At 44.5% G+C, this 21,577-nt stretch carries 21 protein-coding genes and 2 pseudogenes; 8 read left to right on the top strand and 15 right to left on the bottom strand.

Annotation, left to right across the window (positions count from 1 at the left end; translation table 11 throughout):
- Positions 1 to 273 precede the first annotated feature (273 nt).
- Positions 274 to 951: pseudogene (locus tag A3GW_RS10775) on the bottom strand (class I SAM-dependent methyltransferase); the annotation flags it as partial.
- A gap of 181 nt (positions 952 to 1,132) precedes the next feature.
- Between A3GW_RS10775 and A3GW_RS0103900 the strand changes: the two are divergent.
- The gene (locus A3GW_RS0103900) at positions 1,133 to 3,313 is read left to right on the top strand and encodes a sulfatase-like hydrolase/transferase (protein WP_018368014.1); all 2,181 of its coding nucleotides are present in this window, start codon (positions 1,133 to 1,135) and stop codon (positions 3,311 to 3,313) included.
- A 137-nt stretch (positions 3,314 to 3,450) separates the two neighbouring features.
- Positions 3,451 to 5,427: a transketolase gene (gene tkt, locus A3GW_RS0103895; RefSeq protein ID WP_018368013.1), complete on the top strand. Its 1,977-nt coding sequence runs from the start codon at positions 3,451 to 3,453 to the stop codon at positions 5,425 to 5,427.
- 2 nt (positions 5,428 to 5,429) lie between these two features.
- On the opposite strand, the gene comGG is transcribed toward tkt, so the two are convergent.
- The 11 genes and pseudogenes from comGG to A3GW_RS0103840 all read right to left on the bottom strand — a co-directional run bounded on the left by comGG (position 5,430) and on the right by A3GW_RS0103840 (position 12,578).
- On the bottom strand, positions 5,430 to 5,879 hold the full coding sequence (gene comGG / locus A3GW_RS0103890; protein ID WP_018368012.1) for a competence type IV pilus minor pilin ComGG: 450 nt from the start codon (positions 5,877 to 5,879) through the stop codon (positions 5,430 to 5,432).
- Positions 5,857 to 6,288 (bottom strand): annotated as a pseudogene (comGF, locus tag A3GW_RS10770) (competence type IV pilus minor pilin ComGF); the annotation flags it as partial. The gene comGG and the pseudogene comGF, both read right to left, overlap by 23 nt.
- Positions 6,278 to 6,568: a competence type IV pilus minor pilin ComGE gene (gene comGE, locus A3GW_RS0103880; protein ID WP_026216585.1), complete on the bottom strand. Its 291-nt coding sequence runs from the start codon at positions 6,566 to 6,568 to the stop codon at positions 6,278 to 6,280. The gene comGE and the pseudogene comGF, both read right to left, overlap by 11 nt.
- Positions 6,525 to 6,890, bottom strand: coding sequence for a competence type IV pilus minor pilin ComGD (comGD, locus tag A3GW_RS0103875; protein WP_018368009.1), 366 nt, complete (start codon positions 6,888 to 6,890; stop codon positions 6,525 to 6,527). The genes comGE and comGD overlap by 44 nt, the downstream gene beginning before the upstream one ends.
- Positions 6,891 to 6,927: 37 nt before the next feature.
- Positions 6,928 to 7,239, bottom strand: a complete 312-nt coding sequence (gene comGC / locus A3GW_RS0103870; protein ID WP_026216583.1) for a competence type IV pilus major pilin ComGC — start codon at positions 7,237 to 7,239, stop codon at positions 6,928 to 6,930.
- Positions 7,240 to 7,263: 24 nt separating this feature from the next.
- Positions 7,264 to 8,292 carry a competence type IV pilus assembly protein ComGB gene (comGB, locus tag A3GW_RS0103865; protein ID WP_083907109.1) on the bottom strand — a complete coding sequence of 343 codons (1,029 nt, stop codon included), beginning with the start codon at positions 8,290 to 8,292 and terminating at the stop codon, positions 7,264 to 7,266.
- Positions 8,228 to 9,169: a competence type IV pilus ATPase ComGA gene (gene comGA, locus A3GW_RS0103860; protein WP_018368006.1), complete on the bottom strand. Its 942-nt coding sequence runs from the start codon at positions 9,167 to 9,169 to the stop codon at positions 8,228 to 8,230. Before comGA ends, comGB begins: the two co-directional genes overlap by 65 nt.
- Before the next feature lie 47 nt (positions 9,170 to 9,216).
- Entirely contained in the window at positions 9,217 to 9,588 is a 372-nt protein-coding gene (locus tag A3GW_RS0103855; protein WP_018368005.1) for a DUF1033 family protein, read from the bottom strand.
- A gap of 101 nt (positions 9,589 to 9,689) precedes the next feature.
- Complete coding sequence (locus A3GW_RS0103850; protein WP_018368004.1) at positions 9,690 to 10,931, bottom strand: tetratricopeptide repeat protein; 1,242 nt, start codon at positions 10,929 to 10,931, stop codon at positions 9,690 to 9,692.
- A complete protein-coding gene (locus A3GW_RS0103845) occupies positions 10,921 to 12,078 on the bottom strand; it encodes an AI-2E family transporter (protein ID WP_018368003.1) in 1,158 nt (385 codons plus the stop codon). Before A3GW_RS0103845 ends, A3GW_RS0103850 begins: the two co-directional genes overlap by 11 nt.
- 14 nt (positions 12,079 to 12,092) lie before the next feature.
- Positions 12,093 to 12,578 carry an NUDIX hydrolase gene (locus A3GW_RS0103840; RefSeq protein ID WP_018368002.1) on the bottom strand — a complete coding sequence of 162 codons (486 nt, stop codon included), beginning with the start codon at positions 12,576 to 12,578 and terminating at the stop codon, positions 12,093 to 12,095.
- A 109-nt stretch (positions 12,579 to 12,687) separates the two neighbouring features.
- On the opposite strand from A3GW_RS0103840, the gene A3GW_RS0103835 reads away from it, so the two are divergent.
- The 6 genes from A3GW_RS0103835 (at position 12,688) to yidA (ending at position 18,191) form a co-directional block, all read left to right on the top strand.
- Positions 12,688 to 13,665, top strand: a complete 978-nt coding sequence (locus tag A3GW_RS0103835) for a beta-propeller fold lactonase family protein (protein ID WP_018368001.1) — start codon at positions 12,688 to 12,690, stop codon at positions 13,663 to 13,665.
- Positions 13,666 to 13,694: 29 nt separating this feature from the next.
- Entirely contained in the window at positions 13,695 to 13,946 is a 252-nt protein-coding gene (locus A3GW_RS10765; RefSeq protein ID WP_018368000.1) for a hypothetical protein, read from the top strand.
- Between the two features lie 198 nt (positions 13,947 to 14,144).
- Complete coding sequence (locus tag A3GW_RS0103825) at positions 14,145 to 16,400, top strand: ATP-dependent Clp protease ATP-binding subunit (RefSeq protein WP_018367999.1); 2,256 nt, start codon at positions 14,145 to 14,147, stop codon at positions 16,398 to 16,400.
- A gap of 102 nt (positions 16,401 to 16,502) precedes the next feature.
- The gene (locus tag A3GW_RS0103820) at positions 16,503 to 16,949 is read left to right on the top strand and encodes an NUDIX domain-containing protein (protein WP_018367998.1); all 447 of its coding nucleotides are present in this window, start codon (positions 16,503 to 16,505) and stop codon (positions 16,947 to 16,949) included.
- A gap of 79 nt (positions 16,950 to 17,028) precedes the next feature.
- Positions 17,029 to 17,334 (top strand): DUF1827 family protein, encoded by a 306-nt coding sequence (locus tag A3GW_RS0103815; protein WP_018367997.1) that lies wholly within the window; start codon positions 17,029 to 17,031, stop codon positions 17,332 to 17,334.
- A gap of 41 nt (positions 17,335 to 17,375) precedes the next feature.
- Positions 17,376 to 18,191, top strand: a complete 816-nt coding sequence (gene yidA, locus A3GW_RS0103810; protein WP_018367996.1) for a sugar-phosphatase — start codon at positions 17,376 to 17,378, stop codon at positions 18,189 to 18,191.
- Between the two features lie 44 nt (positions 18,192 to 18,235).
- Here the strand turns inward: yidA and tpiA are convergent, their stop codons facing one another.
- The 3 genes from tpiA to A3GW_RS0103795 form a co-directional block, all read right to left on the bottom strand.
- Positions 18,236 to 19,000, bottom strand: coding sequence for a triose-phosphate isomerase (tpiA, locus tag A3GW_RS0103805; protein ID WP_018367995.1), 765 nt, complete (start codon positions 18,998 to 19,000; stop codon positions 18,236 to 18,238).
- A gap of 182 nt (positions 19,001 to 19,182) precedes the next feature.
- Positions 19,183 to 20,379 carry an elongation factor Tu gene (gene tuf / locus A3GW_RS0103800; RefSeq protein ID WP_018367994.1) on the bottom strand — a complete coding sequence of 399 codons (1,197 nt, stop codon included), beginning with the start codon at positions 20,377 to 20,379 and terminating at the stop codon, positions 19,183 to 19,185.
- A 124-nt stretch (positions 20,380 to 20,503) separates the two neighbouring features.
- Positions 20,504 to 21,574 (bottom strand): anti sigma factor C-terminal domain-containing protein, encoded by a 1,071-nt coding sequence (locus A3GW_RS0103795; RefSeq protein WP_018367993.1) that lies wholly within the window; start codon positions 21,572 to 21,574, stop codon positions 20,504 to 20,506.
- Positions 21,575 to 21,577: the final 3 nt, after the last annotated feature.

The raw sequence follows: 21,577 nt of genomic DNA, 5'->3' as shown, positions 1-21,577 counted from the left end.
ACACGATTGCCTCCATACATCGTCTCATTCGGACAATGTATTACCTCATTATGCATAACAAACTTTACGATTACACTTTAACCCAAAATCAGTAAAATTGTTTATGCCATATTATTGTAACACCTTATTTCAAAAATCACAAAATAAGGTGTTGGTTTTGTATACACTTTTTATGTAAATCTTTAGTGTAAAGTAAGGTCACTTCCCTATTTTGATGACTGTATGAAAATTATTTTTTCTCTAAAACCTTGATAGACTTGACAAATGGTAGAAAAAAGCAGCCGTATAGGAAAACATATTGAGCACTGATTTGCCCGCTGCCAAGCCATCTACCAGAGCTCCTCGAACCTCATGCTGGTCGAGAAAAACCCCCGTCATCAAACCATCGTTTAAAAACACGTTATAGCTGACACCATTTTCCAGTATGGTAAATTGTTCTGGTGCTTCCTGACCGTAGACATGTGCTGAAATGTGGCTTGCCCCTTGGAAGCGACATTTTTCGTAGCCCCCAATCAGGTCTGGAAAGACCTCAAGAAAAGCTGACACAATCACATCTTTTAAGCTATAAACAAAGGAATTGTACCAAGAAAAAAGAGCATAGTCACCGTAACGATCAATCGTTAGCCCACCAAAGCAATCCCCATCTTGGTTAAACAAACGATAGGCTGTTGTCAAGTTAGAATACTCAAGGACTTGTCGTTTAACCTTTGCTGCCTCAAACAGGGACGCAAAATAAGCTTTATCAAGCTGAACAGGTGCTTGTGGCAATACCCAGCCAATCCCCCGCTGTTGTGGTGACAGATAAGCGCTTGCTAACTTTTTCTCGCGATTACTGTAGAGAGTCACTAACCCCTCTGGCAAATCTGCGGTCAACAAATCTTGTCCCTCTAAGACTTGTACACCTGACAATATTTTCTTTTCAGCACTAGGGCTGACAAACAGTTTAGACATGAAACCATTGTACCAGAAAAGCGACATTTTTACCACTGGCATTGCCCTCGATAAGCAGGCAAGGTTTTTTTATGGTATAATTGGATAAGATTGAAGAACTTTAGTAAGGACAGACCAAATGTGCTCATTTGCAGTCCTTGTGGTTCTGACTCATGATTATCTTAAGTAAGGGGGCTCTTATTTGAAAACATTACGTCAAAAGTTCTATCATACCTTGAGCTTTCGTCTGGGATTTCTGGCGGTATTGATTGGGTTTTATTGGCTAAAAAGCATGTGGGCCTATCATATTGACTTTCATTTGGGTTTAGAAAATCCCTATCAGCTTTTTTTAACCCTCATCAACCCTATTCCTTTGTCATTGTTAATTCTTGGAATAGCACTCTATGTTAAACAGACCAAGGCATTTTACGGAACCCTGTTAGGACTCTATGGTTTGCTCAATCTGTTACTAGTCGCAAACGCTATTTATTTCAGGGAATTCTCAGACTTTATCACGATTACAACGATGCTAGCAACCAGCAAGGTCTCTGCAGGGCTGGGCGATGCCGCACTTAATCTTTTTAGGCCTTGGGACATTATCTATTTGCTTGATGTATTTTTCCTCGTTTACGCTTGGCGCAAGAAAATATTTCCACTAGATCCTAGACCCTTGAATAATCGGTTTGCCATAGCAGTGACCTCTTTTTCTGCTCTGCTCTTTTCCATCAATCTCTTTTTAGCGGAAATCGACCGACCAGAACTGCTCAGTCGTGGCTTTTCCAACACCTATGTGGTCAGGGCCTTAGGACTGCCTGCCTTTCTCGGTTACGATGGGAATCAAACCTACAAGACGCAAAAAATCCGCTCAGAAGCTGACCCAGCAGACATGGCTATAGTGGCTGACTATGTGGCACAGCATCAGGTAAAACCAAACCCTGACTACTTTGGGCTGGCTAAAGGCAAAAATGTCATCGTCCTTCATCTGGAGAGTTTCCAGCAGTTTTTGATTGATTACAAACTACCTATTGACGGTGTTGAACACGAAGTTGCTCCCTTTCTCAACAGCCTCTATCATGACCAGCAAACCTTCTCCTTTGCTAATTTTTTCCATCAGGTTAAGGCTGGTAAAACCTCTGATTCTGAGACCCTAATGGAGTTATCTCTGTTCGGGCTAAATCAGGGTTCTTACTTTGTCCAATACGGTGGCGACAATACCCAGCAGGCTGCCCCTCATATTTTAGGGGAACTGGGCAATTATACCAGCGCCGTGTTTCATGGTAATATCGGTACATTTTGGAACCGCAACAGTGTGTATAAACAGTGGGGTTACGATTATTGGTTTGACCAATCCTACATGTCCAAGGCAACCCAGGAAAATTCCTTCCAATACGGTCTCAATGACAAGGTCATGTTTGCGGATTCCATCAAATACTTAGAACGGCTTCAACAACCGTTCTACACCAAATTTATTACTGTATCCAATCATTACCCTTATCAAAACCTCTCAGGAGATGAGCTTGGATTTCCTTTAGCCAAAACAAAAGACGATACCATCAATGGTTATTTTGCGACAGCTAACTACCTCGATGCGTCAATCAAGGCCTTCTTTGATTACCTCAAGGCTTCAGGGCTCTATGACAACTCGATTATCGTGATGTACGGGGATCACTACGGTATTTCAAATTCACGCAACACAGAACTAGCTAGCCTCATTGGTAAGAACCCAGAGACTTGGACAGATTATGATAACGCTATGTTGCAACGTGTCCCATTCATGATTCACATTCCTGGCATGGATAAGGGCTTTATTAGCCAGACTTTCGGTGGGGAAGTTGACGCACTGCCGACCTTGATGCACCTGATGGGCATTGATAACCAAGCCTTTATCCAGCTTGGACAAGACCTGCTCTCTAAAGACAACCAGCAGATTGTTGCCTTCAGGACATCTAACCATGTGATTGCACCTGATTATACGAGCTACGCTGGTAAAATTTATAAAACAGAGACCGGTGAAGAAATCACCAATCCTGACGACACTACTTCCGTGCGCGTTCAGGAGATTCGCGATGCGGCTAAGCAACAATTAAGCATGAGTGACAAGGTGCAGACAGGTGATTTGTTGCGTTTTTATACGGGAAATGACTTACCAAAAGTGGATATTTCCGCTATTTCTTACATCGACAGTTTTGAGCGCTTGATTGCTATCGAGCAAGAGCTGGGGAAACAATCGAAGAGCCTCTACAGCCAGTTAGGTCAGAAATCAACGCAAAGCCTCTTCCAAGCTCCAACTTATTTGGAATTAAATCCACCACCTCCGCCAGAACCAACCACTAAGGCCAGTGACGCCGAAACGTCAGAAAGCAGTTCAACACCTTCTGATTAGATGACTTGCAGACGAATAGTTTCTACCCGCCCATGTCGCACCATGTGCGGGTATTTTTTCCAAAAAATGCAGATAGTTTCTGAAATTATGGTATAATAGTTAAGTACACGTTTTCAAACAGACAAAGGGAGGAATCTATGTCAATTCAATCAGTCAATGCGATTCGTTTTTTAGGTATTGATGCCATTAACAAGGCCAACTCTGGTCACCCTGGAGTAGTGATGGGGGCAGCACCGATGGCTTACAGCCTCTTTACCCAGCACTTGCGCATCACACCAAACCAGCCAAACTGGATCAACCGTGACCGCTTTGTTTTATCAGCTGGTCATGGCTCTATGCTGTTGTATGCGCTCTTGCACTTGTCAGGCTATGCAGACTTGTCCATCGAAGAGCTGCAAAACTTCCGTCAGTGGGGATCAAAGACCCCTGGTCACCCAGAAGTCACCCATACCTCAGGTGTCGATGCCACCTCTGGTCCTCTTGGTCAAGGGATTTCGACAGCGGTTGGTTTTGCTCAAGCGGAGCGTTTCCTTGCTGCTAAGTACAACAAAGACGGCTTCCCACTCTTTGACCACTACACCTATGTTATTGCAGGTGATGGCGACTTCATGGAAGGGGTGTCGGCTGAGGCAGCGTCTTATGCTGGTCACCAAGGCTTGGACAAGCTGATTGTCCTCTATGATTCCAACGATATCTGCTTGGACGGTGAGACCAAGGATGCCTTCTCTGAAAATATCCGTGCCCGCTATGAGGCTTATGGCTGGCATACAGCTCTCGTCGAAGACGGTACAGACCTCGCAGCGATCAGCTCTGCTATTGACCAAGCAAAAACAGCAGGCAAGCCATCTTTGATCGAGGTGAAGACCATTATCGGTCATGGTGCGCCAACCAAGGGTGGCACCAATGCTGTCCATGGTGCACCTCTAGGGGCAGATGAAACGGCTGCGACTCGTGCCAACCTCGGCTGGGACTATGCGCCATTTGAAGTGCCAGCAGATGTCTATGCGGACTTCAAGACAAATGTCGCTGATCGTGGTCAAGCGGCTTATGACGCTTGGGAAAAATTGGTCGCAGACTACAAGGCAGCCTACCCAGAAGTAGCAGCAGAGATTGATGCGATCGTCGCAGGTCAAGCGCCTGTGACCATCACAGAAAAAGACTTCCCTGTCTATGAGGATGGCTTCTCTCAAGCCACTCGTAACTCATCACAAGATGCTCTCAACGCCGCAGCTGCGGTCTTGCCAACCTTCCTCGGTGGTTCAGCTGACTTGGCACATTCCAACATGACCTATATCAAGGCAGACGGCTTGCAGGATAAGAACCATCCTCTCAACCGCAACATTCAGTTTGGGGTGCGTGAGTTTGCTATGGGGACAATCTTGAACGGTATGGCGCTTCATGGTGGTCTGCGGGTCTACGGTGGTACCTTCTTTGTCTTCTCTGACTATGTCAAGGCAGCTATCCGCCTGTCTGCTATCCAAGAATTGCCAGTGACCTATGTCTTTACACACGATTCGATTGCTGTCGGCGAAGATGGACCAACTCATGAGCCGATTGAGCACTTGGCAGGTCTGCGTGCTATGCCAAACTTGACAGTCATTCGTCCAGCGGATGCCCGTGAGACCCAGGCTGCTTGGCACCATGCTCTTACCAGCACCAAGACACCGACTGCCCTTGTCTTGACCCGTCAAAACTTGACCGTGGAAGAGGGCACAGACTTTGGCAAAGTGTCTAAAGGAGCGTATGTGGTTTATGAGACAGGCAGTGACTTTGATACGATCTTGATAGCTTCTGGTTCAGAGGTCAATCTGGCGGTCAAAGCGGCCAAGGTCTTGGCAGAAGAAGGTGGCAAGGTGCGTGTGGTATCCGTACCATCGACCGAACTCTTTGACGCTCAAGATGCCGCCTATAAAGAATCTGTCCTGCCAAACGCCATCCGCCGCCGTGTGGCCATCGAGATGGCAGCGACCCAAGGCTGGTACAAGTATGTCGGTCTAGATGGCGCAGTCATCGGTATCGACAAATTTGGTGCCTCAGCGCCAGCTCAAACGGTTATCGACAACTACGGCTTTACCGTTGAACATGTCCTTGAAACCATTGCAGAGCTAAAATAGTCTTAAACAGAAGTTGACGCGTCAACTTCTGTTTCTTTTATTGATTCTACTTTGTCAATACTTTGGTCTGAGTCGTTGAGAACAGCCGTTACTTCTTTATCATTTTCTTTAGGGGTTTCTTTGCTATCTTTTTTGTCTGGCAACTCTAGTTTGAAAAATCGGTAATGATAGGTATTCCCTTGAGATAGATTGACACTAACAACGAGGTAATTACTCTGATGAGTGTAGCTGGTACTCCCTTGAGCAAACTGATAAGAGCCCGAGGCTTTATCTGCCAATTCCTTGGTCAGCTCTGCCATTAAGCTGGCTTGCGCTTGCTGGTATTGCTGGGACTGTAGTTGAGCAGTGACCTGCACACGGCTGATGTAAAACTGTAATAGCAAGGCAAAGACAGCGGCCATAAAAAGCGCATAGAGTAAGATACCGGCTTTAAGGCGTTTTGTCAAAAGCATAAACAAAGGTCCTTTCTAAGCCCGTATCAAAAGTCACCTGCAAAGTGACGACTTCTCCTGACTGGCTGAAGTCTGCCGAGCTGACACCAAAGAGCATGGGCTGATAACCCCGACCGTCGGCGTTGCTTTTACGAAAATCGTCTGAGCGAAATTTTCCAAAACTAAGCGCTTGCCCCTCCTTAGTCAGATAAAGTCGGTTGCCTTCCAGCTTATCAAACGTTGCACCTTGCCATTCTACACGCAAGTGCTGGCAAAAGAGAAGCCAATTGTCCTGATGATTGACGGTTAAGTAACTGGTGTGACTGCTTAGCAATTTGGTCAATCCCTGATAAATGGATAAACTCCCTGCAATCACTAATAAAGCGATTAAACACTCTAAAAGCGTAAACCCTTTAACCCTAGTTTTTAGCGAGACTCATCACCTCCTTGCCCTCACTATAAACGGTAATACTGCTGCTCGTTCGTGACACCTGTACACTGATGCCATTCAAGCTTAAACTGGATTGTCCTGTCTGGACAGCCATAGTAGCGACATTTAGTACCTCTTGTTGGTGTAGACGTTGGGCAACCACAGCCTGATGCTGCCCCAGCTGACCGACAATAAGACTAGCGATTGTAACCAACACCCCGAGTGCTATTAAACTCTCAAGGAGAATGTAAGCTTGTAATTGTTTTTTTATATTTACCACTCCCTATATACAGTTGATAGGTCACCTGCTGCTGTTTTGTTTGAAAAACTATTTTCGCTAGAGACGAGTTTCCACCCGCTGTCGAAAATTCAATTTGCCGCTCCGTGACCAAGGTCACTTCCTCAGGTAACGATAAGGTTTGATAGCCATTGGTGATTTGTCGACCACTTAAGTTTAACTGAAGCGTAGCTTGCTGACTCAGGCTCAGCTGTTGGCTATCCTGATAAAGATGCTCAAAATGCATAAAAAATAATTTTGTCTGCATTGCTTGAAAGGTCTGATTGACCGCGCCTGATAGGCTAAGCACCAATAAACTAATCATAAACAGGACCAGTAAACTTTCAAGAAGAGTAAATCCTTTAGTTCGGCACGTTTTGAGCCACTTGATGTTCTGACACATATTTAACATAGTTGTCCGCCTGATCCTGAGTGATAAATTCTTCTGCGACTAAAGCTGATAAGCTAGCCTTATTAGCAGAGCCCATTTCATACATTTCAGCCTGACTTTCAACAACCTTAACGAGCGCACGTCCCCCAGATGCTTCGATTTTTTCTTTTTGCTTGCTGAGGTTAGGCACAAAAAGAAGCAGTAATACGCTCACAATAAGCAAAACAATAAGCATTTCAACTAATGTAAATCCTTTAACGGATTTGTTATGAATGGTTTTCACTAATTTTTTCATGGTATATTCTCCTTAAAAACTTGGCATATTTTGATAAATCGGTAAGAGCATGGCCGCATAAATCATGACAATCATCAGGGCAACAAATAGAAAGACCAGAGGTTGAATCAGCTGACTAGCTTGATTGAGTTTGTGAAAAAAAGTCTTCCAAGTTTCCTTAGCATAAAGTTCAAGTTCCTGACCCAAGCGCGATTTTACCTCTCCGTAGGCGATCATCAAGCTCAATTCTCGCTTAAAAAAGGGATAGCTTAAAACCTTGTCATGAAAGGCTTGTCCAGCTAATAAAGCCCGCTGCATATCCAGACCAATCTCTTGAAAAAGCTGAGATTTTTGATCTTGCATGATCTGAACCACCTGCGCCAAATCCAACCCTTGTCCGATAAGGTTCCCCCATTCCCTGGCGTAGTAGGCGGTCAGGTAAAGGCTGATAAACTGCCCCAGATAGGGTATCTTACATAACTTGCTGTAGAGACTTATTTTGTCTATTTTTTTAGCAAAATAGCTGAGCAGTAGCCCGCTAAACGCCAGCCCTGCCATTATCCCTAGAAAAATAAGAGGAAAATGGTTGATCAGTGTTGTCGCTAGGTTTTCTCCCTCCAGCTGTGGCAAGAGGTAGTTCTTTAAGCCCAACATGATAAGGACGAGAAAAGCCAGGAGCATGAGTGGGTAAGTCGCTACTTCGATGAGTTTTTTACGAACGATGAGCACTTGCTCCAGATAATCTTCCAATCCTGCTAGACTCTTTTGTGTGTTGCCGTGGACATCGGCTAAGGCCAGCTGGGTCACCAGACCATCTGAAAATCCCAAATCAGCCAGCAACTGGGCCATTGATTTTCCTTCCAGTAGCGATTGCCGCATCTGGTCAGTATACACAGACGTTAGTAACCTGCTCCGTTCTAAAAAATCAACCATCTCGGTCAAGGTAAACCCGCTAGATAAGAGGTTGTGAAAGAGCTGAATCAACTTTTTTTGCTGCCTAAGCGATAATTTTTTCGACCCGACCTTGTTGCTCAGTGAGATATCCTTGGTTAACCAAGTCATCAATTTTCTGGTTCCAACGACTTGGGTCGTGGTTGGCAATGTTTTCTGTTGCAATGTCAATTAAACCTCCTTTCCCGATTAGGCGTTGGTAGCAAACCCCAGCCAAGCAATTGCTCAATTCCTGAGGACTAACCCCCAGCTCTAACAGGCGTTCATAGACACCTGAGATACTCTTAGCGTGAACAGTTGATAAAACAACAGCGCCTGTTAGACTAGCCCTCACCACTGCTCGAGCGGTCTCTGTGTCCCTGATTTCACCGATGATGAGCACATCTGGACGATGGCGTAGTGACAATTTGATCAAATTATCATAGGTCATCCCAATGCTCTCATTAAGTTGCAGCTGTAAAAAACGGTCTTCCTTAATTTCGACAGGGTCTTCAATAGAAATAACCTGTTGCCCTGCGAACTTTTCACTGACGAGCTGATGCATGAGCGTTGTTTTTCCAGAACCAACCGGTCCTGCAAAGAGGTAGAGCCCTCGACGACCGACAACAGACTTAACCTGTTCCAGACCATCAAACCAATAAGCTAACTCTTGTTTACCATCAAAGAGCAGGCGGATAACTAGGCTTTCTAGACCTCTATAATCACCAACACTTGACAATCGTAGAGAAACTATTTTGCCCTCTCCAATATCATAATCACAAGAACCAAGTTGACTTCGACGTTTCTCTCCGACATTCATCCCAGCGACGAATTTGAAGTGGCTGATGACACTCGCCATCAGAGCTGCCTTTTCTTGTCCAAAAAACTGTCGCTCATCTCCAATTCGCATGAAAATATCGTAATCATCCTGTCGTGGAATCAGATAAATATCCTGTGCTTGCCGTTCTCTCCCCTCTTCAATGAGGCGTTTTGCTATATCCTGTACCATAAGCCCTCCTGACTAGTTATTCGTAAGCAAGCAAAAAAAGATTGGCCTTAACCAATCTTTTTTAATTGACATGCTGATAGAGGGCGTACGGAATCGTTTCGGCGTTCATATTGCTGTTGATGCTCGTCTTCTGGTAGCTCTTCCCAGTTTTTTAAGAGGGCTAGGGAGTGGTATTCTTGTAATGATTCTTCACAATCATCACACCACGTTTGGTGTTTAGTATCCCAAAAAGCCGCCAAAAGACTTGCCCGACTCTTATAAAATGGGTGACTGACCCGCAGATGGGTCCATTGCTTTTTAAAAGCACTCATGGCCTCATCAAAGGTATCATAATGCTGAACCTTGATAATATCATCCTTCCAATCATCTAAAAACCACCAGGGTTCAAATGCCCCATAAAGCTCTACAACTTGATACATACTCTTCCTCTTTCCGATTCTATTATAACGAAATATGGCCAATAAGAAAAAGAATATGCTCATTTGTGAAATATTTTTAGTCCAGTCACCAGCAAATTTTCCTATTCTCCGTAGGACAAATCGCTCAACAACTCCTCAACTGCTAAATCATCAGGAATCAACCTAAGGTAAGTCTGCAAGATTGTTTTAGCTTTTTCCAAGTCTCCTAGACGACGTAAAAGATAAGCATAGGCCAAGAGAAAATCTGGATTATCAGAAAGATCAGCAAAAGTCTGGTCATAAAGTACCAAAGCCTCATCTTCTCGATCTAAAGCCACATAGGCTTGTGCTAACTGCCATAAGGTCAACGGGTGGTCACTTGTCTCTAAGCCTAAGCCAACAACCTCTTCATGCCTTTCCTGCTCCAAATAAAGATTTGATAAGCGGAGTTTTGCCTCCTCATTGTCCTCATCAAGAGCCAGCACCTCTTTGAGGTAAGTTTCAGACTGCACCGCATCTGCTAACTCATAAGACAATTGCGATGCTAGAAGTAAGAGCTGTGTGTCAAAAGCGTTTTTACGCAGGGCTTGTTGCACCAGTCTAAGCGCCTCAGAAAATTGACCTTCTGCTTCTAAAGAGAGTGCATAGGGGTATTCGTAGCCTTCTATCTCTGGGCTAAGGGTTTCTAATTGCTTGAATAAAAGACAGGCTCGTTGCGTGTCATTAGTCTCGTAATAAAGCGTTGCCAGCTCAAGATTGGTCTGCCCATCGTACTCAATCTCCAGAGCCTTTTCCAAAAACTCAATTGCCGCCTCAAACTGTCCCAAGCTGGCATAGGCACGACCGATTCGTTCATAAGTCGAAATCCCTGTCTGTTCTAACAAAAGGCGATTATCAAGTTTAGCGTAATGGGAAATCGCAGAGCTGTAATCTTCAAGTGCAAATTCTAGCTCTGCCAAGCCAAAAATCACCAAGGGCTCATCAGTTAATTGACTAGCCAAGACAAGCTTGTCCCTTGCGACATCCGTTAGCCCTTCGCTGTCATAGAGGTCTGCCATAACTAGCAAAGCACTGATATAGTCATCACTATCTTCCTCTATACGAGTGAGGTAGTCAAAGGCCAAATCTGTATCCCCATCTTCGTAGGCAATCTGGGCTAGGCTCAAGTTAACATGTGGGTATTGTTCTGATAACTGCTCATAAACCTGTCTAGCCTGTGGATAAAACCCTATCGCTTCTAGATACTCACCCAACTCTAGCAGCACATCGTCACTGTCATCTGCCAAGGCACGTTGAAAATACTTATCTGCTTTACGCAAGTCCTGCTGATCTAGACAGGCAATCATTTTTTCACTATTGGTCATCTGTTACCTCTTCCTGATAAAGCCCACTAACAATCTTGTACCAGTTGAACACCTCAGTGAGTATCACCTTAACGGAAGCATAGAGCGGAATTCCAAGCAACACACCCCAAAGACCAAACATAGACCCTGCTGTTAACAACACGAAAAGAATGGTGATCGGATGGATGCTCAGCTTATTCCCCAAGACCAAAGGTGTCACAAAGCGCCCCTCAATGGTTTGCTCAATCACAAAAACCAGAAGCACTTTAATCAGCATAAAGGGGCCTTCAACCAAACCGAGAATCACAACAGGAACCATGGCTAGGAAACTCCCTAGATAAGGAATCATGTTAAGTATGCCAGCTAGAATCCCAAAGGTGATGGCATACGGTAACCCGATAAGGCTAAACATGACTGAAAACATCAGACCAACAACGATGGCAACCGTCACTTGCCCTTGTACATAACCCGCCAACTGTTTGTTAATATCAGACAGGACACGGCGAGCTGGTTGCCGCATCTTTGTCGGTAAAAAAGCGGCAATCTTGTCTTTTAGTTGCTTGCCATCACGCAAGAGGTAAAAAATGATAAATGGTGCAATGAGGACAGCAACCGTTACTTTAGCAATTGCAGAAGCAAAATTGCTGGCCCAGTCGACAGCATTCTTTGAGAAGGTCTGGACATACTCAATAGCTTTTTGACCGACGGTGTCAACGATATCTGCTAGTTGAGGTCGTAAGGCTTCAAAACGATCGTCTTGTAACAGACTGGTCACCTGACTCTCAACGGTTTCAATATAGTTCGGTAAATTACTGAAAAAAGCGCCCAACTGTGCCTGGATCATCGGAATGATACTAGCAATACCTAAAATCATTAAGATAATCACACCGATAAAGGTGATGGTAATTGCCCAAACTTTCGATAGTCCCTGCTTTTCTAACCACAAGACAATCGGATCCAGCAAATAGTAAATCAAAGCAGAAATCACCAGCGGCAACATGACAATGGTCAAAAAACCAATGACCGGCTCAAATAAAAAACTAATTTTGGTGAAAACCAATAAATTCAGAAAAAACAAGAGGCTGACTAAAAGAATAGTCACACTCTTACGGTTCAAAAACCATTTGAAAAACCAACTGAGGGTAAACGATTGTTTATCAGACTTCATCATAACTCCTTTCTCTATCTTGGCTCATTATCACCATAAAAAGTGACTTCTTTGCCAACTAACTGTTCGTTGTCATAAGTCAACTTGGCTGAAAAGAAGGGGCGATTGTCGATAATCCATTGGAACATCTCATAGTCTCCTTCCCAAGTTGGTTTGGTTAGCACCTGGTCGTAGGGGACCCATTCTAAGGTGCCTTCAACACAGTCCTCAACCAATTTGCCATCAACAGCTGTAACCCTAAATACATAAGTATACCAGTCGTGACCTGGTGTGAACTCTGGAAATGTGATTAGACCAGCCAGCTTCATCTCTTTGACAACCAAACCAGTTTCTTCATAGATTTCACGAATGGCACAATCCTCTGGACTTTCCCCTTTTTCTAACTTACCTCCAACACTAATCCATTTGCCCTCGTGAACATCATTGGGCTTTTTATTGCGGTGCATGAGTAAGAGTTCTTTGCCGTTGTCAATATAACAAATAGTTGCTAATTTTACCATGACAGCTCTCTTTCATCTTAGTTTCTCTTTATTATAGCATGTTCTGATGGAATTAGCTGAATTTTACCGTTCTGTTGTTCTCGACTGATAGATATGTTATAATTTTACTATGAGAAAACACTTACAAACTATTTGGTCCAAACAATCCTATCAGGAAGAAGAGCAATGCGTTTACTATTGTTCCTTTGATGAACAAAACGGTCGATTTGGAGTGTTAAAACCTTTGATTAGAACGCAACTGAAGGCAGTTATCCCTGAAGGAGATGGAAATTTTCTAGCCCTGACCCATCTTGACGGGCAAGACCAGCTTGTTTTTTTACCCAAAGATGAGCAACTCCTCTCAGAACTTCAACCTACTAATCAAGCTGATCAGCTCTGCTATGATGCCGATAGGCATATTGCCTACACTCTAACTGACAAAGGCAAACTTTTATCAGCTTATGCCATCACGACTGAAAAAGAGCTGAAACCCTTGGGTAGCTTGCCTCTAGATGATGTTGACCCAACCTTTATCACCCTCACACCAGATAAACTGCTGGTCATTGGTGACAAACATCGCCAGAGATTACTCATCTATGGGGTAGCAAACGATAGACTGAGTTTCGTTAATCAATTCAGCAGTCCTGACGAGCGCATCCCTTATCAACTGATTTTTCACCAAGCGACCAAAGTCTGCTATTTGATCAGTGAACACCAGGTCATCCATACATTATTTTATGATGGTTACGGTTCTTTTGAGTACCACGCTAGCCAAACTGATTCATCAATCCATTCGACTTCTCTTATCGCCCCATCTGTCGGAGCAACTGCTGCCCATCTCTATCACACTCGTCCAACTTATCCTTACTTGAGTGTTTTCGAGATTCTAGGTGACGGGTCCTTACAAAAACTCGCTCCCATCTCTATTAACCAAGAAGCACTGAGTTTAACGGTGACACCAGCTTGTTCATTCCTTATTTTGATTGATCAAAACGGTACTCAAGCAACTAGCTTTGCGATTAACTCAGAAACAGGACAGCTCAGACATTGCGATCAGATTCATATTCCCAAACAAGCGACTTGCTTTATGCTAGAATTTATGGTGTAATAAAAACAACAAAAAGAAAGAGGACAACAATGAACACAACTGAATTGCTCGAAAAAATCAAAGAGCTCATCGCTAAAGGCGACATCAATGCTGCAAAAGAATTTATCAATGAAAACAAAGATAGCCTCGGTGACTATCTCGAGCAAGCAAAAGGTTTGCTTGACGGTCTGGATTTGAGTAAAGGTCTTGATGGTGTACTTGATAAGGCCAAAGACCTGGGACTTGATACGGATAAAGGTGCAGGTCTCATTGATAAAGTCAAAGGTTTGTTTAGCAAATAAACAGGTTAATACCAAAGCTCCTCTTCTTAAGTAAGGGGAGCTTTTGTCTATAAACAGTCCTAATGCACCCATATTAGTAAAATTTGTAAGAAAGACGTGCTTTATTTTTGCTTTTTTATAAAATCGTGCTATAATAGACTTATAAACTTTGACCAATACTGACCTTTATAGAATTGGTCAATTGATTAGGAGGTTTTTATGTTGTGTCACAATTGTAAATTAAACGACGCGACCATTCATCTCTATACCAACATGAATGGCAAGCAGGGGCAGATTGATCTCTGCCAAAACTGCTATAAAATTATCAAGTCTGAACCTAAACAAGGTGATGATCGCCCTCGGAACTTAGCACAGGGTCTTGATCCCTTCTTTGATGACTTCTTCTCTGATTTGAACAACTTCCGCGCCTTTAGTGGCAATCTTCCCAACACGCCACCAACCCAATCTGGAGGGCGTGGCGGCAATAACGGTAACAATCGCCGACCAAATCACCCTGGTCAGTCTCCACAACAGGAGCAAGCCAAAGGTTTATTGGAAGAATTTGGTACCAATATTACGGATATCGCTAGAAAAGGCGGCATTGACCCTGTGATTGGACGTGACGAGGAGATTATCCGTGTGATTGAGATTCTCAATCGTCGTACCAAGAACAATCCTGTTCTCATCGGTGAGCCTGGGGTCGGAAAAACCGCTGTGGTTGAAGGACTAGCTCAGAAAATCATCGATGGTTCTGTTCCCCAAAAACTTCAAGGCAAACAAGTCATCCGACTCGATGTCGTCAGCTTGGTGCAAGGGACAGGTATCCGTGGGCAATTTGAAGAACGCATGCAAAAACTCATGGACGAACTCCGAAACCGTGATGATGTGATTCTCTTCATCGACGAAATCCATGAAATTGTTGGTGCTGGTGCTGCTGGCGATGGCAACATGGATGCTGGTAATATTTTGAAACCAGCTCTGGCACGCGGTGAGCTCCAACTGGTCGGTGCAACAACGCTAAATGAATACCGCGTGATTGAAAAAGATGCTGCCCTAGAGCGCCGGATGCAGCCGGTTAAGGTCGATGAGCCAAGCGTTGAGGAAACCTTAATTATCCTCAAGGGCATTCAGAAAAAATATGAAGACTATCACCATGTCCGCTACACAGATGAGGCCATTGAAGCGGCGGCTGTCCTGTCTAATCGTTACATTCAAGACCGCTTCTTACCTGACAAGGCCATTGACCTTTTAGATGAGGCAGGTTCTAAGCTCAACTTGACCCTCAACTTTATCGATCCTAAAGACATTGATAAGCGCCTGATTGAGGCTGAAAACCTCAAGGCTCAGGCGACGAGGGATGAGGACTACGAACGTGCGGCTTACTTCCGTGACCAGATTGCCAAGTATAAAGAACTTCAGCAACAAAAACTGGATGAACAAGACACGCCAATCATTACTGAAAAAGTCATCGAAAGCATCATCGAGCAAAAAACCAATATTCCTGTCGGTGATCTCAAGGAAAAAGAGCAAACCCAACTGGTTAATCTCGCTAGCGACCTCAAAAGTGCGGTCATCGGTCAGGACGATGCTGTGGATAAGATTGCCAAGGCTATCCGTCGGAATCGCGTTGGTCTGGGCTCCCCAAATCGTCCCATCGGCTCCTTCCTCTTTGTCGGACCTACCGGTGTCGGCAAGACCGAGCTGTCCAAACAACTAGCTATCGAACTCTTTGGCTCAGCTGATAGCATGATTCGCTTTGACATGAGTGAATATATGGAAAAACATGCAGTTGCCAAGCTCGTCGGAGCCCCTCCAGGCTATGTCGGCTATGAGGAGGCTGGGCAGCTGACGGAAAAAGTCCGTCGCAACCCCTACTCTCTCATTCTCCTTGATGAGGTCGAAAAGGCTCATCCAGACGTCATGCACATGTTCTTACAGGTATTAGACGATGGACGTTTAACAGATGGGCAAGGACGGACGGTCAGCTTCAAGGATACCATCATCATCATGACCTCAAACGCTGGCACAGGTAAAATTGAGGCTTCTGTTGGTTTTGGTGCTGCGCGCGAAGGGCGGAGCCAGTCTGTTCTTGGTCAGCTGGGGAACTTTTTCAGTCCAGAATTCATGAACCGATTTGACGGTATCATCGAATTCCAGCCCCTTAGCAAGGACAATCTCCTCAGCATCGTTGACCTGATGTTGGCAACCGTTAAGGAACGCTTAATACGGAATGACATTCAGCTAGACATCACTGACAAGGTCAAGGAAAAACTGGTCGATTTAGGCTACGATCCAAAGATGGGCGCTCGGCCATTACGCCGAACCATCCAAGACCATATCGAGGATGCCATCACTGACTTTTATCTAGAGCACCCAACTGAGAAGCACCTCAAGGCAGTGCTCAACAGTAAAGGGGATATCACTATAAAAGCGGTAAAGGCCGTTGCTGAACCGGCGACAGAAACTGCTGAATAAGATAAGAACCGCCAAACGTTAAAGTCTGGCGGTTTTTGAACTTGAGTAAAGCAATTCTGCTTAAATCGTGTTATAATGGCTATAAAAACAGGAGAACATCAGATGACAAACATTCCAACTTTTGGCGATAAGGTGGCTAGTGCCACATACCAAAATCGCTACGGTGTCTATGCGATTATCCCAAATGAGGAAAAGACCCATCTCATCCTCGTTCAGGCACCTAACGGGGCTTGGTTTCTGCCTGGTGGCGAGATTGAAGCAGGAGAAAACCATCAGACGGCTCTAGAGCGTGAATTGCTTGAAGAACTTGGGTTCTCAGCTCGTCTAGGGCAATACCTGGGTCAGGCAGATGAGTACTTCTACTCTCGGCACAGAGACACTCACTACTATCATCCCGCCTATCTCTATGCAGTAGAGTCTTTTTCAGAGGTCAGCAAACCCTTGGAAGACTTTAATATGCTAGCTTGGTTTCCAATTGAGGAGGCCAAAACCAAGCTCAAGCGAGGTAGCCATCGCTGGGGTATTGAGCAGTGGCAAAAAAATAATTAAATTTAAGGCATTTTTGTCCTTTTTAAGACCTTTCGTGATATAATAAAAAAGGAATCCTAAATGAAAAGAGGATATGCCCATGCGGCTGATTAATGTGACTGGTAGCCATCCTGAATTGGTCAAGAATCAACTCAAATATACCGATGCCTTTTTGGTAGAGGTTTATTCGGCAGGCAACACCGATGTGGTTTTCTCAGAAGCACCAACACACTACGAGCTTCTCATCACCAACAAATATCGTGCCATCAAGTCAGCCGAGTTAGATAAAATCCGAGAATTTTTCTTTAAGCGTAAAATCCACCCTAACAAAGCGATGATGGAGTTAGTCAAAACTGTTCATATGGATAAACTCATTGAAATTTCTATTCCTATTCGCCAAGTCTGAGGTTCTTCCTCAGACTTCTTACTATTTATGAAGGAGAAATTATGACCATCAAACTCGTTGCAGTCGACATTGACGGCACCTTACTGACCAGCAACCGCACCCTTACCCCTCAAGTCTACCAGGCAGTGCAAGAAGCCAAAGCGGCCGGTGTCAAGATTGTGATCACAACTGGGCGCCCAATTGCTGGGGTGACAGAACTGCTGTCCGATCTCAACCTACAAGACGAGGGGGACTATGTTATTACCTTTAACGGCGGTCTAGTACAAGACACCTCTTCTGGTCAGGAATTGGTCAAGGAGACCATCAGCTACGACGATTACTTGGATATTGAATTGCTGGCGCGTAAACTAGGTGTTCACATGCATGCCATCACTAAGGATGGCATCTATACTGCCAATCGTGACATCGGCAAATACACTGTCCACGAGGCTCAGCTAGTTTCCATGCCTGTTTTTTATCGCACACCAGAAGAAATGGCAGACAAAGAAATCGTTAAAATCATGTTCATCGATGAGCCAGAAATCTTAGATGAGGCCATTGCGAGAATCCCAGCTGACTACCATGACCGTTTCGGTCTTGTCAAATCCCAACCCTTTTACCTAGAAATTGTCAATAAAGCAGTCAGCAAGGGCAATGCCATCAAGCATCTAGCAAACAAGTTAGGCATTGACATGAGCCAAACGATGGCTATCGGTGACGAAGAAAATGACCGAGCCATGCTGGAAGTAGTTGCTGTCCCTGTTGTCATGGCAAACGGTAATCCTGAACTCAAAAAAATCGCTAAGCACATCACCCTCTCCAACGATGAGAGTGGCGTCGCTCATGCGATCAAAACTTGGGTGTTAGGTCAAGAATAACTGATATCAGAAAACTCTGGACGACATGCCCAGAGTTTTTCAGATTATTTCACTGCTTCAAGAAGCGCCAAGAAGCTAGCAGGTTCAAGCGATGCACCACCAACAAGGGCACCGTCGACATCTGGACAAGCCATGTACTCTGCGATGTTAGCTGGGTTAACAGAACCACCGTATTGCACACGAACTTTGTCAGCAACTTCTTGACCGAAGTCACTAGCAACCACATCACGAACAGCTTTACACATGTTTTGCGCATCATCTTTGGTTGCTGATTTACCTGTACCGATTGCCCAGATTGGCTCGTAGGCAATAACGAGTGAAGCTACTTGTTCAGCTGACAAGCCTTTGAGCGCTGCTGATACTTGAGCACCGACAAAGTCAACTGCCTGACCTGACTCATAAGTCTCAAGGCTCTCACCACAGCAGATGATTGGGGTCATACCATTACGGAAAATAGCATGCGCTTTTTTGTTGATGTCCTCATCTGTCTCATGGAAGTAATCACGACGCTCAGAGTGACCGATAATGACATACTCAACACCAAGAGCAGCGATAGTTTTCGGGCTATTTTCACCAGTAAAGGCACCAGCATCCTCAAAATGACAGTTTTGTGCAGCAACTTGCAACTGAGAGTTAGCTTTGCTTAAGCCTTTTTTCATCCCTTCAAGGAAAATAGCTGGCGCACCGATAACAGCATCAACCAGGTCGTTTGATGGGATAGCCAACTCAACTTGTGAGATAAATTCGCGCGCTTCTGCAGGCACCTTGTTCATCTTCCAGTTTCCGGCGATAATGGGTTTACGTGACATGTCACATACCTCTTTCTTATTTTTCTTTATTCCATGAGATGTTTTAATCATTTTTCACAGAATATTACCCTTCTATTTTACCATATTTCTCTCAAGCAAGAAAGTTTTTTGTGAGGTAATAGACAAGAAAAAGACCCAATTGGGTCTTTTTCAAGGTCTGACTTAATTTATTCGCAAATCGATTAGGCTTCGATTGAAGAAACGATACCTGAACCAACAGTACGGCCACCCTCACGGATAGAGAATGTAGTACCTTGCTCAACGGCGATTGGGTGGATCAACTCAACGTCGATTGTCACGTTATCACCAGGCATTACCATTTCAGTACCAGCAGGCAATTCGATTGAACCTGTCACGTCAGTTGTACGGAAGTAGAACTGTGGACGGTAGTTGTTGAAGAATGGTGTATGACGACCACCTTCTTCTTTAGTAAGGATATAAACCTCACCTTTGAATTTAGTGTGTGGCTTGATTGAGCCTGGTTTAGCGATAACTTGTCCACGCTCGATTTCATCACGTTGTACACCACGAAGAAGGATACCAACGTTATCTCCAGCAAGACCTTCGTCAAGTTGCTTACGGAACATTTCAACACCTGTTACGATAGCTTTACGAGTTTCTTCAGTGATACCAACGATTTCGATTTCGTCGTTGACACGAACAGTACCACGGTCGATACGACCTGAAGCTACTGTACCACGACCAGTGATTGAGAACACGTCCTCAACTGGCAACAAGAGTGGCTTGTCAGTGTCACGCTCTGGTTCTGGAATGTAGCTATCAACTGTAGCCATCAATTCCATAACGATGTCTTCGTACTTCTCATCACCTTCAAGGGCTTTAAGAGCTGAACCTTGGATAACTGGAAGGTCATCACCTGGGAAGTCGTACTCTGAAAGAAGGTCACGGATTTCCATTTCAACCAACTCAAGAAGCTCTTCGTCATCAACAAGGTCAATCTTGTTCATGAAAACGATAAGGTGTTTAACGCCTACCTGACGAGAAAGCAAGATGTGCTCACGAGTTTGTGGCATAGGACCGTCAGTAGAAGCTACTACGAGGATCGCACCATCCATCTGAGCAGCACCAGTGATCATGTTTTTAACGTAGTCCGCGTGTCCTGGAGCGTCGATGTGAGCGTAGTGGCGTGATTCAGTTTCGTACTCAACGTGTGCAGTGTTGATAGTGATACCGCGCTCGCGCTCTTCTGGAGCAGCATCGATAGACGCATAGTCTTTTGGTTGGTTAACTGATGACGGCAAGCGACGTGCCAATACAGTTGTGATAGCTGCAGTCAAAGTAGTTTTACCGTGGTCAACGTGTCCGATAGTACCGACGTTAACGTGGGGTTTGCTACGATCGTATTTTTCTTTTGCCATTGTAGGAAAAGCCTCCATATAAAATATATTTTATAGATAGACCGTAGGCAATACAGTCTAACCTTACTTTACTATTCTACCAGATTAGCTAGAAATTGCAAGTGTTTTGTGTTCTTTTCCGAAATTATTCTACATCAAGCGTGTGATAAGGTTGAATTTGGACATGATGACCGATGTTTGAGCCAAAAATCCAGTCAGCTTTCTCAAGGGAGGCAAAGTTTTCTGCTCGACCGGTTAGGATGACACCTGCAAATTTAGCTGTTTGAGCATCTGGATTTGCCTTGAGGTAAGTCTCTACGTCTTCCTTTGTACTCATCTGCTCACCGTCAGGTCCACCATAGGTTGAACCTAGCCAACCTTTAGCGAGAGCTTGGTTAAGATAGGCGACAAAGAAACTATAACTGTTGGCAAAGCCTTCTTGAGCTGAGGCAGGTTTTTGACCGACACGGTCTTTGTAGTAGGCTTCAATCTCTTCTGGAGTCATGCCTTTAGTATTCTTCTCATCCTCTTGCTGCTGTTGATAAGACCTAGGCGTATCGGTGTCGCCTTCAAACCCAAACAAATCACGATTCATCCCTGCGGTATCATAATTAGACCGAGTGCCGATCCAGTACCAGTTGATTTTGAGGTTATTAGGAATCAGCTCTGCTATTTCCTCAAAAGTATAAGGCTTATCAAAGGTGACCGCCATCTCAACAGCCTGACCACTCATCTGAGGAAGCAAGCTGATGTCCTGAGTCAGTTGGTGATGGGTTTCTCCCGTATACTGGTAAGCGGTATTAAAGAAATGTGGCATCTTGTAACCTTCGCCATAAGTGTAGGTGGCAGTGCCTGTTTTATCTGAATAACCAGTAGACGACCGCCCCCAGAACAAGGGTCTAAGGCTGTAAGGAAGTTCCAAGGTCCCATAGGGCACTTCTATCCCTGCAATGTCCTTAGTCTGGTCGACATGAAAGGTCCCTGTGTACTGGGAGGTTGGGTTAAAATAGGCTGCTTTATAATCAATGTTAGGCTGGCTGACTTCCGCCATAAGTTGATAGTAGTCACGAACGTGCTGACCGTTTCGAGCCGTTAATTCGCTCAATCCAAAGTTAAGTGCTAGAAGGGCAGCACTACTGCCTAGTGCTGCTAAAACTGCCGTTTTTAGCAGGTGTTTGCGCTTATTTTTCTTAGTAATAATTTCAAATGTTTTCATGAT

The organism is Streptococcus entericus DSM 14446 (assembly GCF_000380025.1).
GTDB lineage: Bacteria > Bacillota > Bacilli > Lactobacillales > Streptococcaceae > Streptococcus > Streptococcus entericus.
This window is presented reverse-complemented; position numbering and strand designations above follow the sequence as displayed.

Coding starts and splice junctions, on each gene's coding strand:
- tkt (WP_018368013.1), top strand. CDS start 3,451: ATGTCAATTCAATCAGTCAATGCGATTCGTTTTTTAGGTATTGATGCC.
- comGG (WP_018368012.1), bottom strand. CDS start 5,879: ATGCTTTTGACAAAACGCCTTAAAGCCGGTATCTTACTCTATGCGCTT.
- comGD (WP_018368009.1), bottom strand. CDS start 6,890: ATGATTAGTTTATTGGTGCTTAGCCTATCAGGCGCGGTCAATCAGACC.
- comGB (WP_083907109.1), bottom strand. CDS start 8,292: ATGACTTGGTTAACCAAGGATATCTCACTGAGCAACAAGGTCGGGTCG.
- comGA (WP_018368006.1), bottom strand. CDS start 9,169: ATGGTACAGGATATAGCAAAACGCCTCATTGAAGAGGGGAGAGAACGG.
- A3GW_RS0103855 (WP_018368005.1), bottom strand. CDS start 9,588: ATGTATCAAGTTGTAGAGCTTTATGGGGCATTTGAACCCTGGTGGTTT.
- A3GW_RS0103850 (WP_018368004.1), bottom strand. CDS start 10,931: ATGACCAATAGTGAAAAAATGATTGCCTGTCTAGATCAGCAGGACTTG.
- A3GW_RS0103845 (WP_018368003.1), bottom strand. CDS start 12,078: ATGAAGTCTGATAAACAATCGTTTACCCTCAGTTGGTTTTTCAAATGG.
- A3GW_RS0103840 (WP_018368002.1), bottom strand. CDS start 12,578: ATGGTAAAATTAGCAACTATTTGTTATATTGACAACGGCAAAGAACTC.
- A3GW_RS0103835 (WP_018368001.1), top strand. CDS start 12,688: ATGAGAAAACACTTACAAACTATTTGGTCCAAACAATCCTATCAGGAA.
- A3GW_RS10765 (WP_018368000.1), top strand. CDS start 13,695: ATGAACACAACTGAATTGCTCGAAAAAATCAAAGAGCTCATCGCTAAA.
- A3GW_RS0103825 (WP_018367999.1), top strand. CDS start 14,145: ATGTTGTGTCACAATTGTAAATTAAACGACGCGACCATTCATCTCTAT.
- A3GW_RS0103820 (WP_018367998.1), top strand. CDS start 16,503: ATGACAAACATTCCAACTTTTGGCGATAAGGTGGCTAGTGCCACATAC.
- A3GW_RS0103815 (WP_018367997.1), top strand. CDS start 17,029: ATGCGGCTGATTAATGTGACTGGTAGCCATCCTGAATTGGTCAAGAAT.
- yidA (WP_018367996.1), top strand. CDS start 17,376: ATGACCATCAAACTCGTTGCAGTCGACATTGACGGCACCTTACTGACC.
- tpiA (WP_018367995.1), bottom strand. CDS start 19,000: ATGTCACGTAAACCCATTATCGCCGGAAACTGGAAGATGAACAAGGTG.
- tuf (WP_018367994.1), bottom strand. CDS start 20,379: ATGGCAAAAGAAAAATACGATCGTAGCAAACCCCACGTTAACGTCGGT.
- A3GW_RS0103795 (WP_018367993.1), bottom strand. CDS start 21,574: ATGAAAACATTTGAAATTATTACTAAGAAAAATAAGCGCAAACACCTG.